Genomic DNA, 13516 nt, shown 5'->3' with positions numbered 1-13516 from the left:
CCGCCCCGCCACGGGCCCGCCGGCGCATCGGGCGGGCCTCCACGGTCCCGCCCGCCGCGCCGGGACCTGGCGCGCCGTCCCGCCGCCGCTACGTCTGCGGCGGCGACGCGCTCCGCGGGCGCCGCCGCGACCCGGGCTCGCTGGCCGTAGAGACGCTCGACAGGTCGTCGAGCGTCTCGAGCAGCTGCTCCAGGTCGAACGGCTTGTTGATGATCCGCGTCGCGTCCGGGTGGTTCGGGTCGATGCAGAACCCGGGGTCGCTGAGCGCGGTCACGAGCACGACCGGCACCGCCTTCCCCTCGGCCGCGAGCGTCTCCATGAGGCGCGGCCCGTCCATGAACGGCATCACGCAGTCGAGGACGATGACGTCCGGCAGCGCCTGGGAGCGCAGCCGCTCCAGCGCCTCGAGCGAGTCGGTATACCCCTCGACGTCGTATCCCTCGGCCAGCAGCACTTCTTCCAGCGTCTCGACGATCGCGTCGTCGTCGTCGACGATGACGATGCGCCGCCGCCTCCCTCGTACCGCGTCTCCTTGCTCGTCGCTCACACTCACCTCGGTGGAGAACTCCGGTGTCACTTCTGGGACCGGCCGCTGTCGCCGTCGACCCTCGGGCGCTCCATCTGTGCGAATTGTTTACAGGCTCTCCCGGTGCTCGCGCCAGCAGCGCCAGCAGCCCCCGCCTCCGCCGCCTCTCCGGCTCTCCCGCGGCGAGCCGGCCACGGCCTCACCCCTGGCGCTGGGCCTGCTCGGCCGGCGGCACGAGGTCTGGCGCGTTCGCCATCTTGGTGTGCAGCTGGACAGGCTGCTGCCGCAGCCGGAGGCGCATGTTGATGAGCTCGACGCCGAGCGAGAAGGCCATGGCGAAGTAGATGTAGGCCTTGCTGATGTGCTGGCCCATGCCGTCGGCCATGAGCACCACGCCGATGAGCAGCAGGAAGCTCAGCGCGAGGATCTTCATGCTCGGGTGGCGCTGGATGAACGTGCCGATTCTCCCGGCGAAGACGAGCATCACGCCCACCGCGATGAACATGGCAAGCATCATGATCGAGATGTGCTGCGCCATGCCGACCGCGGTGATGACCGAATCGAGCGAGAAGACGATGTCGAGCAGCACGATCTGCACAATGACGGACGGGAACGACGCCCTGGCCTTCGGCTGCTCATCCTTGACGTCGGCGACCTCGAGCTTGTCGAACATCTCGTGCGTCGCCTTGCCGATCAGGAACACTCCGCCGCCGAGCAGGATCAGGTCACGCCCGCTGAAGTCGTGTCCCAGGAGGCTGAACAGCCTGGCCTTGAGCCCCATGACCCACGAGATCGTGAGCAGGAGGAGCAGCCGCATCCCGAGGGCGAGCACGAGGCCGATGCGCCGGGCCAGCGGCTGCTGCTCCGTCGGCAGCTTCGCCGTCATGATGGTCAGGAAGACGATGTTGTCGATACCGAGGACGATCTCCAGCGCGCTGAGCGTCGCCAGCGTGATCCAGCCATCGGCGTGCAGAAATGCGCTCATGTCGGGCATCGGGGTGGCCCTTTGTAGCATGAGGCGCCGCGGTCGCCCGCAACGTCGTCGTCACGCCGGCTCCGGCTCCCGCTCGTTCCCCGCTGCATCCAGGGAGGATCTTGCTTCTGTGCTCAGGGAGCGCGGGCGATCGCAGGGTCGCGGCGGCATGCGCCGACGGGCGCGCCGGCGCGCTGGTGACCGCGCTGGCGTGCTGGTGACGGCGCGCCGGGCGCCGCTTGACGTGGCATGTTGGGATCCGGTACAGATGGTAGGGAAGTACGATCAAGTGGATCTGCCTCCTTCCTGGCTTCCAGGTGAGCTCCTGAGGGGTGTTGGCGAGCTCTCCGGTCATTGCCGTGCCTTCGCGATGCCACAGGGGCGAAGCGCCAGGGTCGCCTGTTCCTCACCCGGGACAGGTAGTCTGGCGCGAGAGGAGACGACCTCGTGACGGTGGTTCCGAAGGTCGGCTTTGGGCAGGAGGAGCGCTGGGCCGCCGGCGGCGATGACGCCGTGTCGCTGGAGCGGGCCATCTTGGGGAGAGAGCCGCAGGAAGAGCCGCAGGAAGAGCCGCCGTCGGAGCTGCCTCAGGCGTGCTGGCTGGACGGCGACGCGGTCTGGCTGCGACTCGATGGGCTCGACCACGGCCACCCGGTCGTCCTGCTCGGCGCGATGGGCGCCTGGGTCGAGCCCGATTATCAGACCTCGTTTCCCTTCGGCAGCGTCGTCGGCGTGCGCCTGTACTTCCGCGGCGTCGAGATCGGCCCGCTCCCCGCCCTCGTGGGCCTGCAGTCGATGGGGCTGCGGGGCCCGCTCATCGGGCTGTGCTTCCAGGAGCTGTCCGCGCGCGCGAGCGGCCAGATCCGCGACGCGCTGCGCGCGCTCGTCGCCGCCGGCATGGCGAAGGCCGCCGCCGCCAACCTCTTCAGGCCCTCGGCCACGGGCGCCGCGCAGGTGCGCGAGATCATCGACGACCCGCGGCGGGTGCGCGACATCCTGAGCGTCCTCCTGCGGAAGAAGGGCGTCGTCCGCCGCGCCGCCGAGGGCGCGCCCTCCATGTGCGTGATGCTCAGCGAGGTGGGGGTCGGGACGGTCCGGTGGTTCGGCGTCGAGGGCTGGAGCGAGGCCGCCGCGGTCGAGATCGCCGGGCACAGCTCCGTCTTCCGGTTCAACATCCGGGCAGAGCAGGTGCGCCCGGGCGAGATCGTGTCCGCGCTGCCCGCCCGGGTGGAGCGCCTCCGCCAGAGCCTCCAGCAGCGGGGCGTCGAGGTCGAGCTCACCGCCCGCTTCCTGCACCCCCACTGGCTCCACCTGCCGCCCGTCGAGGCCGAGGTGGTCGACGTGTCGTTCTCGAGCCTGCGGCTCGCGCTCGGGGAGGGGCAGCCCCCGCTCACGCCCAGGCTCAAGCTCGCGCTGGAGCTCCCGGACGGCGATGACGGGGTGATCCACCTCCTCGGCGAGGTGCGGTCCGTCGCCGCGGGCGAGGGCGCCGCCGCCCAGCTCGGCAGCTTGCACGTCGTGGCCGCGAAGCGCGAGGACGAGCGGCGCTGGCTGCGGCTCGTGTCGCGCATCCTGCACGCGACGACCTACGGGGGGAGCGCCTGGCAGGCGGAGTTCTGGGACCTCTTCGCCTCGTCAGGCTACTTCAACCTGTCCGGGCGGCGCCCGGAGCACTTCGAGTCCATCAAGCCGTGCGTCATGAGGATGGCGCAGAAGGCCGCGGCGACGCCGCACCTCCTGCACAACGTGACCTGCCTCTCCGAGCACGGCATCGAGGGCAATTTCTCGGTGATGAAGCCTTACCACAGCACGTGGATGTTTCATCAGCTCGCGAAGCGGCCGAAGAGCGCGTCGAACATGAGCTCCCGGCAGGTGCTCCGCGACATCTTCACGCGCTGCTGCGAGTACGCGCTGGCAGACCCGGAGTGCCGGTCGGTCATCGTCTACGCGGAGGCGCACGTCGCGTGGAACGAGCGGTCGTTCTTCGAGTTCGCCCGCAGGCACGAGGCGACAGGGCTCGTCCTCGCGATGCCGTTCCGCCTGATCGGCGTCGACGTGCCGGCGCTGCCTCCGCAGGTCGTGTGGGCGGGCGCGGGCGCGGGCGAGGGGCCCTTCGAGATCGGCGAGGCGACCCCGGGGGAGCAGGCGGCGCTGCTCGGGCAGCTGTGCGCCACGTCGCCGCGCCTGTACACCGAGGCGCTCGACCTCGTGCCGGGCAGGCTCGCGCTGGGGCCCTGCGTCGAGCGCTGGCGCAGCGCGGGCCTCGAGCGGGAGCGCGCGCTCCTCGTCGCGCGCCAGGGCGGCGAGCCCCTGGCGGCCGCCGTCCTCGAGCTCGGCGAGCTCGGCACGAACCTCTTCCGGCTGCTCGACTCGGTCCGCCTCGTCCCGCTGTGCCCCGGCGGCGACGCCGCGTTCGGCCCGCTCCTCGACGCTGTGTGCGGCTGGTTCCAGGAGCACCACCGGACGTCGTTCATCTACTTCGGCGAGCGCGGCAGGCTGACCTACTCCGGCCCTGCCAGCCTGAACGACCTCGGCGAAGGGCGGCTGTGGATCGTCGCCAGAGAGCTCGTCCCGGAGTTCGTGGAGCACGTTTACCAGCTCACCGAGCCAAAGCCGCCGCACCGCTAGCGGCCTGGGCCGCCGGGACAGGCGCTGTCGTCTCTGGATCTCGGCTCCCCAAGCGAGGAGGCATGTACCAGCTCAAGATCGACAGGATCAACGCCCTCATCGAGGTCACGTTGAAAGGCGTGGTGCGGGCCGAGGAGGCGCAGGCGTACGCCGCCGAGTACAGGAAGGCGCTCGGCTCGCTCTACGGCCGGAGGATCCGCGTCCTCGTGGACTTCCGGGGCTTCTCCATCGCCTCCGAGCAAGCGACGGAGCTGCTCCGCGATATAGGGGCGACCTCGGCCGCGATGGGGGTGATCCGGACCGCCGAGCTGGTCAAGAGCGACCTCGCCGCGCTGCAGGCGGGCCGGATCGCGCGCGAGTCGGGGACCGCGGACATCGTGCGCGTCTTCAAGGACGAGGGCGCGGCGCGCGCCTGGCTCGTCGGCGACCGCGCCGCGACGTGAGGGCTGCCCGGGCCCGGCGCGCGCGAGCTGGCCGACAGCGCGCCAGCGCGCCAGCGCGCGCCGGGGCTGGCCCGGCGCGGCCAGCTCAGCGCGCGACGAGGACCTCCTCGAGGGGGCGGCGGAGCGAGCGCGTCGACGCCGGGTCCGCGAGCGACAGGCGGAAGAGGAGGATCTCCGCCGTGGCGTCGGTGACGTGGAACAGCCGGAGGTACCGCTCCCGGAGCGCCCTCGCGACCTCGACGGTCTCCGGATCCATCCCCTCGCCGGCGCCCCGGACGAGGCGCGCGAACAGGTACGGCAGCGTCGCCATCGGGTAGACGGCGATGCCCCGCTGCGTCGCGGTCAGCCACGCCCGCTCGAGCGCCCTGCCGCCCTGGAAGTAGTCCGCGAGCCCGGCGCGCGGCATGGTGATCAGCGCGACGGCCATCGCGCCGGCGACCGCCTTGTGCGCCGTCTTCTCCAGCGCGCCGCCGCCGCCCCAGCGCCGCACGAGGTCCATCGTGCGCCAGTCCCGGCAGATCCTGAACCCCGCCACATCGGACGGCGACAGCTCGAAGGCGCCGACGAAGATGCCGTCCCGGCGCGCCGCCGCCTCCGCCTCGGTCCAGCGGATCTCCTTCATCATGTCGGCGTGCGTGCGCTGCGCGAGCAGCCGGGCGCGATCGCCGGCGCCGATCAGGGCGGCGATCTCCTCGAGCTCCGCTGGCGCCTCGAGCAGATGGAGGTCCGCCCCGGGGACGGACCGGACCGCGGCGGCGAGGGCTTCCCGGTGCTCGTCCGCGAGCGCCGCGCGCCCGCCCTGGCGCCGGTTCGTGTGCCGGAGCCCGATGGCGTCCGCCAGGGCATCCATCGCGTGGCCCTCCGCGCCGCCCACGGGCGCGCCGAAGAACTCGAACGCGGCGGTCAGGTCCTCGTCGCCGTCGCGCGGGAAGGGGGAGACGCGCACGCTCAGCCCCTCGCGGTGCGCGGCGAGGACGACGTTCTCGGCGGCCGCGCCGAGCGCGACGACGCCGCCCGCCCCCTGGAAGTCGGCGAGCGACTCGGAGCGCGCCCGATCGTGGAACAGCCCGAGGCGGCCCGCCTCGTAGACCCACAGCCAGGGCTGGCAGTTGCCGCCCGAGGGCGCCGCGGTCCCCGCCTCGACGAGCCGGCGCAGCCGCTCCCGGTCGAGCTCGACGGCGCCGGCCTCCCCGGCGGGGAGGCGCGCGAGCGACGCCGCGGCGAGCGCGGGGCGCGGCGGCTCGTGCGCGGCCGATGCGGGCGGCGTGGCCAGCGTGGCCACCGCGGCGGCCGGCTCCTGCTCCGGGCCGCTGATGATCTGCTCCAGGTCGACGTAGTACCGGCCCGACCGCACCGGCTCGCCCAGGGCGATGCGGCGCGCCGTGTCCGCGGCCGCCGCTCCGCCGTGGACGACCGCCGACCCGAGCTGAGGCCACGTGCTCACCGTCTGCTGCACCTCGAGGAGCGTGGCGGCGAAGCGCGTGGAGAGCGTGTCTTGCCCGATGATCTGCATGACATACGGCACCTTGTCCTCGGTCGACAGGCCGCGGATGCGCTCGGGCCTGAGGTCGCCGACGAGCCCGTGGAGGATCGGCCGATCCGGCTCGAGATCGAAGCGCTCGACGTCGATGAGCCCCCTGTCGCTCGTGTCCATCACGACGGGGATGCGGTGGGCGCGCGCGCGCAGGCGGAGCTCCAGCTTGATATCGAGGCTGTCGCACTCGTCCACCGCGATATCGAGCTTGCCGCCCTCGAGCAGGAAGCGCTCCAGGTTGTCCGAATTGACCCCTTCAGAAAAGCACTTTACCTGGAGGAACGGGTCGAGCTCGGCGATGTCTCGCGCCGTGGCGACCACCTTGGGCACGTCGAGGTTGTGCACGCCGGTCCGGATCCGGTTCATGTTCGAGAGCTCGAGATCGTCGAAGTCCGCGATGCGCAGCTCGCCGGCGCTCCGCTCGAGCGCGACGGTCAGCGCCACGGACTGGCCCACGGAGAGCCCGACGACGCCGATCCGCCGGCCCGCGAGCGTCGCCTGCTCCTCGGCGCTGATCTTGTACTTGTTGCGGTTGGTCCGCAGCTCGACGAACTCCGCCTCATCGAGCAGGTGCACGAGCCGGTGCGACCACGGGTAATGAACCCAGACGCCGTACGAGAGGCGCGGGACGCCGCGCAGGTGCTCCTCCACGAGCCGCGCGATCTCTTGATCTCCGAGGGTCCGGCGGGGGTGCCGGGTCTTGACGAGATCCCTGAGCTGCCGGTCGATCGTGTCGAAGACCTGCACGCGCGGGTCGTCGCGGAGCAGGCGCCCGAGCTCTTCGGCGTCCTCCTCGCGCGTCGGCCGGAAGAAGCGCGGCCGCCACCCGGCCGACTCGGCGTCTCGTTGCGAAGGATGCGAGATGAGCTGCTGCCAGCTGGTCGTGGTCATCGTTGGTTCGGCCTCTCCCTGCGCGCCCGGCGCCGCCCGTGCCAGCGCCGCCGTGACCTCCAGACGCTCCCGCGGCTCAGCGCGTCGTGCGCGGCGCCCGGCCGTCGATCTCGAGCCTCATCTTCGCGACCTTGTGGTGCACGAGGGCGGCTTCAGGCCCGTTGACCTCGAGATAGCGCAGGGCGGCCGCGATGTCGTTGCCCCGGAACGACCTGACCCGCGGGTTGAACCAGCTGAGCGCTATCCCGATCTGCCGCACGAGCAGCGCGTCGGTGCAGATGGCCACCGTGAGTGTGTGTTTGCTTACGAAATCGTTGATCGACGCGCGCTGCTTCGCGTTGGGGCCCCCACCGGCGGTCACCACCAGAGTCCTGGTGCACGTGGCGGGGAGCGCGAGCACCGCCTGCATGTAGAGCTCCCAGTCCTCGTCGCTCGGCGGTTCCCTGCCGTGGACGGCGATGAGCACGTGCTCCGTCGTGTCGAACAGCATGGTGGGATGGGTCATCGTCTCACCGAGCGCCCGCAGAGCTTACGTCCTCGCGCCGCCGAACCGCCAGTTCGCGCAGGCGATCCCGGCGGCAGCCGCGCGCGCGGCGGCCTGGCAGGGGTCCGCGAAGTCCATGGGTTGCACCTAGGACGGTTCGAACGACGCAGCAACGCTCCGGAGCGACTTTCGACGCCGTGCTGGCCTGATGCGCGGCGCGGCGCGCGACGACGCGCCCGCGGCATCGGGCCCCGCGCGCTGTCGCGTCCCCGTCGCGGCGCGAGGGGGCCGCGGCGGATGACGCCGCCCGAGCGCGTTGACGTCGGTGGTCGTTCGTGGCGCTCGTGGCGCGCGGCGCGCTCGGCGCGCGGCGCGCCCAGGGCGGACCCGAGTTGTTTCCAAAGGATTTCATGACGTGATGCTGGGCAGTTGCACCGGAGGCTGTCAGCTTCGCTGTGGTCTATACTACGGAACGTGCGTGAGAGGTCACCCTCCCGTCGCGGCGACGCACTGCAATGCTGCACCGAGGCTTGACGGATGACCCCAACCGCATGTAGCGCTCGATCGGTGGGTTGTATTGTCCAGCAAACAGGGCCGGCGCCCTGCCTGCTGCGGATCTCGATGTGACCACCTCGCCGGGGGAGGGTAGTTTCGCGATGCGCGTCCTGGAAAACTACGTCGGCGGCGCCTGGACTCGCTCTTCGGGGAAGACACACCTCGAGGTGAAGAACCCGGCGACCGGGGAATCTCTTGCCAGGGTCCCGCTCTCGACGGCGGCGGACGTCGACGCGGCGGTGAAGGCCGCGCAGGCGGCGTTCCCCGGCTGGAGCGCGACGCCGGCGGTGCAGCGGGCGCGCTACCTCTTCAAGATGCGGGAGGTCTTCGACGCCCACCGCGACGAGATCGCGGCCATCTGCACCGCGGAGCACGGCAAGACGCTGACCGAGGCCAGGAACGATTTCGGGCGCGGCATCGAGAACGTCGAGCACGCGGCCGGCATCCCGGCGCTCATGATGGGGCAGGCCCTCGAGGACGTGGCGTCCGGGATCGACTGCCAGGCGATCCGCCAGCCGCTCGGCGTCTTCGCGGCGATCACGCCGTTCAACTTCCCCCCGATGGTCCCGCTCTGGTTCCTGCCGTACGCGATCGCGACGGGGAACACCTTCGTCCTCAAGCCGTCGGAGCAGGTGCCGCTCTCGCAGCAGCGCATCTTCGAGCTGATGGAGCAGGTCGGGCTGCCGCCCGGGGTCGTGAACCTGGTCCACGGCGGCCGCGACGTGGTGAACGCCCTCTGCGAGCACAGGGACATCGCGGGCGTGTCGTTCGTCGGCTCGTCGTCGGTCGCGCGCCACGTGTACAAGAGCGCCGCGGAGGCGGGCAAGCGGGTCCAGGCGCTCGGCGGGGCGAAGAACTTCCTCGTGGTGATGCCGGACGCCGAGCGGCTGAAGACCATCGTCAACATCGCCGAGTCCATCTACGGCTGCTCCGGCCAGCGCTGCCTCGCCGGCAGCGTCGTCGTGTGCGTCGGCGACACCTACGAGACCGTGCGCGAGGGGCTCGCCCGCTACGCGCAGGCGATCGTGCTGGGCGACGGGTCGAAGCAGGGCGTGACCATGGGCCCGGTGATCTCGGCGGCCCACCGGGACCGGGTGCTCTCGTACATCAAGCAGGGCGTGGCGGAGGGGGCGACGCTGCTCCTCGACGGCCGGGACGCCAAGGTCGAGGGCTACCCGCACGGCAACTGGGTGGGGCCGACGATCTTCGACGACGTGCGGCCGGGGATGGTGATCGCGACCGAGGAGATCTTCGGCCCGGTCGCCTGCCTGATGCGCGCGAAGGACCTCGACGAGGCGATCGCGATCGCGAACCGGAGCGAGTACGGCAACGCGGCGTCGATCTTCACGTCGAGCGGCCGCGCGGCGCGCGAGTTCCAGCACCGCGTCGGCGCCGGGATGGTCGGCGTGAACATCGGGGTCGCGGCGCCGATGGCCTTCTTCCCCTTCGGGGGGCAGAAGGGCAGCTTCTTCGGCGACCTCAAGGCGCATGGCCCGACGGCCATCGACTTCTACACGGAGCGCAAGATCGTCATCACGAGGTGGTACTGATGGCACGAAACGTACTTGGCGGGCTGATCCAGTGCTCGACCCCGATCAACGACGAGGGCGCCTCCGTCGCGGCCATCCGGGACGCGATGTTCGAGAAGCACCTCCCGTTCATCGACGAGGCGGGGAAGAAGGGCGTGCAGATCCTCTGTTTGCAGGAGGTCTTCAACACGCCTTATTTCTGTCCCTCGCAGGACGCGAAGTGGTGTGACGTGGCCGAGCCCGTCCCCGGCCCGACGGTCGAGCGGCTCGCCGCCTACGCCAAGAAGTACAAGATGGTGATGATCATCCCCATCTACGAGCGGGAGATGGCCGGCGTCTATTACAACACGGCCGCCGTCGTCGACGCCGACGGCACCTACCTCGGCAAGTACCGGAAGACGCATATCCCGCACACGAACGGGTTCTGGGAGAAGTTCTTCTTCAAGCCGGGGAACCTCGGATACCCCACGTTCCAGACGCGGTATGCGCGGATCGGCGTGTACATCTGCTACGATCGGCACTTCCCGGAGGGGGCGCGGCTGCTCGGCCTGAACGGCGCGGAGATCGTGTGGAACCCCTCGGCGACGGTGGCCGGGCTCTCCCAGTACCTCTGGAAGCTCGAGCAGCCCGCGCACGCCGTGGCCAACGGCTACTTCATCGCCGCCTCGAACCGGGTCGGCACCGAGGCGCCGTGGAACATCGGCAAGTTCTACGGCACGAGCTACTTCTGCGACCCGAGGGGCAGCTTCCTCGCGACAGGGAGCGAGGACAAGGACGAGCTCGTCGTCGCCGAGATGAACCTCGACCTGATCGAGGAGGTCCGGAGGACGTGGCAGTTCTACCGCGACCGCCGGCCCGAGAGCTACGGCGAGCTCACGAAGCAGCTGCCCTGAGGGCCCTCGGCCGCGGCGCGAGGGCGGCGCGCGCCGGCCTCGCGCCTCGCGCCGAGCCACGCGAAGCCCACCGCGAGGGCACCAGCAGCGCCGGGGCGCTGGTCGCGGGCGGCACTCTCCCCCGGCGTTTCCCTCGCCATGGCGGCGCCGCCCCCCCGGAGGGGACTCGCCGCCCGGCGCTCACCCGCGGAGAAGCGACATGGGCATCCTGATCAAGAACGGCGAGATCATCACGGCGAGCGACCGGTTCGTCGGCGACGTCTACTGCGAGGAAGGGAAGATCGCCGCCGTCGGCGCGGGGCTCGCGAAGGAGCGCGCGGGGGACACGGTGATCGACGCCTCGGGCCAGCTCATCTTCCCCGGCGGGGTCGACGCCCACGTGCACATGGAGCTGCCGTTCATGGGGACGGAGAGCTCGGACGACTTCGAGACGGGCACCGCGGCGGGCGTCGCCGGGGGCACGACCTCGATCATCGATTTCGTGATCCCGAGCCGCGGGCAGTCGCTGCTCGACGGGCTCGCGATGTGGAACGAGAAGGCGAAGAAGGCGGTCGCCGACTACGCCTTCCACATGGCCGTCACCTGGTTCGGCGACGAGACCCTCGACGAGATGGCCGTGTGCACGCGCGAGCACGGCATCCCGTCGTTCAAGACCTTCATGGCCTACCGCGGGGCCATCGGCGTCGACGACCCGGAGCTCATCCAGGTGATGGAGGCCGCCAAGGGGCTCGGCGCGCTGGTGACCGTCCACGCCGAGCACGGGGACGCCGTCGTCGCGCTCCAGAAGAAGCTCCTGAAGGAGGGCAAGACGCACCCGCGGTACCACGCCCAGAGCCGCCCCGCGCCGATCGAGGGGGAGGCGACGGGGCGCGCGATCATGCTCGCCCGGGTGCTCGGCGAGCCGATCTACATCGTCCACCTCACCTGCAAGGAGGCGCTCGCCGCCGTCGCCGAGGCGCGGAGCCGGGGGCAGGTGGTCATGGCCGAGACGTGCCCGCAGTACCTCCTGCTCGACGACTCGGTCTACGAGAAGCCCGGCTTCGAGGGGGCGGCGTACGTGATGAGCCCGCCGATCCGGCCGAAGGGCCACCAGGACGCGCTGTGGGCCGCGCTCTCGTCGGGGCTCATCCAGACCGTGGCGACCGACCACTGTCCCTTCAACCAGGTCGGCCAGAAGGACATGGGCAAGGACGACTTCACGCGCATCCCGAACGGCGCCGCCGGCATCGAGAACCGCCTCGCGCTCCTCTGGACCTACGGGGTGCTCGCGGGGCGGATCGACGTCCACCGCTTCGTCGATCTCTTCTCCACGCAGCCGGCCAAGATCTTCGGGCTGTACCCGCGCAAGGGCTCGATCGTGCCGGGCGGCGACGCGGACCTCGTCGTCTTCGACCCGCAGGGGACGAGCACGATCTCCGCGAAGACCCACCACCACCGGTGCGACAGGAGCATCTTCGAGGGCTTCGAGGTGAAGGGGAGGCCGACGCACGTGGTCGTGAACGGCCGGGTGCAGTGCTCGGACGGCAAGCTCGACGTGGAGCGCGGCGCGGGCCGCTACCTGCCGCGCCGGCTCGGGCGGAGCCAGGGCGCCCGGGCCGTGTAGCCGCGACCGGCTGTCGATCACCGCATGCACCGCATGACCGCGCGAGCACCAGCATGACCCGAGCCCCGACCCGCCTTTCAGCCCTCCCGTCCGGCCGGATCGAAGAGCGATTCGAGGACAAGAACCCGCGCTACACCGAGGCCGAGGCGTTCGCCGAGGCGAACCGGTGTCTCTACTGCGTCGACGCGCCCTGCGTGAAAGCGTGCCCGACGGAGATCGACATCCCGAGCTTCATCCGGAAGATCGCGACGGGCCAGGTGAAGGGCGCCGCCCGGACCATCCTCACGGCCAACCTGCTCGGCCAGTCGTGCGGGCAGGCCTGCCCCGTGGAGGTGCTCTGCGCGGGCGACTGCGTCTACAACGCGTGGGGGCGCGAGCCGATCGCGATCGGCCGCCTCCAGCGCTACGCGGTCGAGGCGGCCCTCGCGAAGGACCCGGGGCTGCTGCGGGCGAAGCCGCCCACGGGCAGGAGCGTCGCGCTCGTCGGCGCGGGGCCGGCGTCGATCGCGGCGGCGGGCTACCTCGCGCTCGAGGGGCACCGCGCCGTGATCCTCGAGCGCAAGGCGATCCCGGGCGGGCTGAACACGCTCGGGATCGCGCCCTACAAGATGAAGGGGCACGAGGCGCTGCGCGAGCTCGAGTGGGTGCTGTCGCTCGGGGACATCGAGCTCCGCGCCGGCGTGTCGGTCGTCGAGCAGGCGGCGGCGCCCGGGGAGGTGTCGGCGCGCGACCTGCTGGCGGAGTTCGACGCTGTCTTCCTCGGGCTCGGCCTGGGCGACGACGCGCGCCTCGGCATCCCCGGGGAGGACGGCGAGGGCGTGGTGGGCGCGACGGCGTTCATCGAGCGGCTCAAGGCCGATCCGCGCCTGGAGCTGACGGGCGTGCGGCGCGCGGCCGTCGTCGGCGGCGGCAACACGGCGCTCGACGTCGCCCACGAGCTCGCGCTGCTCGGCGTGGACGTGGCGATCGTGTACCGCCGGTCGGAGGCCGAGATGTCGGGCTACGCGCACGAGCTCGAGGGCGCGCGGGTCGCGGGCGCGCGGCTCATCGAGAACCGGGTGCCGGTCGAGGTGGTGCGCGACGGCGGGCGGCTCGTCGCGCTGCGGATCGCGCCCGCGGAGGCGCGGCGGGAGGCGCCGCAGGGCGCCGCGCCGGCCGCGGAGGAGCTCGTGCCGGCCGACCTCGTCGCCGTCGCGATCGGGCAGAGCCGGGCGACGCGGGTGGCGCTCGCGTTCGAGGGCGTGGCGCTCGACGCGCGGGGGCGCGTGGTGGTCGACCCGGCGACGCACCGCACGGGCAACCCGCGGGTCTACAGCGGCGGCGACTGCGTGAACGGCGGCAAGGAGGTCGTCAACGCGGTCGCCGAGGCGAAGGTCGCCGCGCGCGCGATGCACGAGGCGATGATGCAGCGGGCGGGCGGCGCGGCCCCCGGGCCCGCAACGCAAGGGGAGTGAGCG

Annotated in this window: 10 protein-coding genes; 6 read left to right on the top strand and 4 right to left on the bottom strand. The window is 71.5% G+C overall.

Annotated features, from left to right (window positions below):
• Positions 1 to 88 precede the first annotated feature (88 nt).
• Positions 89 to 547 carry a response regulator gene (locus WME89_RS39335; RefSeq protein WP_438004724.1) on the bottom strand — a complete coding sequence of 153 codons (459 nt, stop codon included), beginning with the start codon at positions 545 to 547 and terminating at the stop codon, positions 89 to 91.
• Positions 548 to 725: 178 nt separating this feature from the next.
• Complete coding sequence (locus WME89_RS39330; RefSeq protein WP_438004723.1) at positions 726 to 1511, bottom strand: TerC family protein; 786 nt, start codon at positions 1509 to 1511, stop codon at positions 726 to 728.
• Positions 1512 to 1946: 435 nt separating this feature from the next.
• On the opposite strand from WME89_RS39330, the gene WME89_RS39325 reads away from it, so the two are divergent.
• Both WME89_RS39325 and WME89_RS39320 read left to right on the top strand, forming a co-directional pair.
• Positions 1947 to 4127 (top strand): hypothetical protein, encoded by a 2181-nt coding sequence (locus WME89_RS39325; protein WP_438004722.1) that lies wholly within the window; start codon positions 1947 to 1949, stop codon positions 4125 to 4127.
• 62 nt (positions 4128 to 4189) lie between these two features.
• Positions 4190 to 4570: an STAS/SEC14 domain-containing protein gene (locus WME89_RS39320; protein WP_438004721.1), complete on the top strand. Its 381-nt coding sequence runs from the start codon at positions 4190 to 4192 to the stop codon at positions 4568 to 4570.
• A gap of 85 nt (positions 4571 to 4655) precedes the next feature.
• On the opposite strand, the gene WME89_RS39315 is transcribed toward WME89_RS39320, so the two are convergent.
• Both WME89_RS39315 and WME89_RS39310 read right to left on the bottom strand, forming a co-directional pair.
• Positions 4656 to 6995 carry an Rv1355c family protein gene (locus tag WME89_RS39315; protein WP_438004720.1) on the bottom strand — a complete coding sequence of 780 codons (2340 nt, stop codon included), beginning with the start codon at positions 6993 to 6995 and terminating at the stop codon, positions 4656 to 4658.
• 76 nt (positions 6996 to 7071) lie between these two features.
• Entirely contained in the window at positions 7072 to 7500 is a 429-nt protein-coding gene (locus WME89_RS39310; protein WP_437753246.1) for a hypothetical protein, read from the bottom strand.
• Between the two features lie 635 nt (positions 7501 to 8135).
• On the opposite strand from WME89_RS39310, the gene WME89_RS39305 reads away from it, so the two are divergent.
• The 4 genes from WME89_RS39305 to WME89_RS39290 all read left to right on the top strand — a co-directional run bounded on the left by WME89_RS39305 (position 8136) and on the right by WME89_RS39290 (position 13513).
• Positions 8136 to 9584, top strand: coding sequence for a CoA-acylating methylmalonate-semialdehyde dehydrogenase (locus tag WME89_RS39305; protein WP_438004719.1), 1449 nt, complete (start codon positions 8136 to 8138; stop codon positions 9582 to 9584).
• On the top strand, positions 9584 to 10456 hold the full coding sequence (locus WME89_RS39300) for a nitrilase-related carbon-nitrogen hydrolase (RefSeq protein ID WP_436621524.1): 873 nt from the start codon (positions 9584 to 9586) through the stop codon (positions 10454 to 10456). Before WME89_RS39305 ends, WME89_RS39300 begins: the two co-directional genes overlap by 1 nt.
• A 199-nt stretch (positions 10457 to 10655) precedes the next feature.
• A complete protein-coding gene (gene hydA, locus WME89_RS39295; protein ID WP_438004718.1) occupies positions 10656 to 12059 on the top strand; it encodes a dihydropyrimidinase in 1404 nt (467 codons plus the stop codon).
• A 53-nt stretch (positions 12060 to 12112) separates the two neighbouring features.
• Complete coding sequence (locus WME89_RS39290; RefSeq protein WP_438004717.1) at positions 12113 to 13513, top strand: FAD-dependent oxidoreductase; 1401 nt, start codon at positions 12113 to 12115, stop codon at positions 13511 to 13513.
• The last annotated feature ends 3 nt before the right edge of the window (positions 13514 to 13516 follow it).

It is taken from the genome of Sorangium sp. So ce321 (genome assembly GCF_051530195.1).
Classification (GTDB): domain Bacteria; phylum Myxococcota_A; class Polyangia; order Polyangiales; family Polyangiaceae; genus Sorangium.
This window is presented reverse-complemented; position numbering and strand designations above follow the sequence as displayed.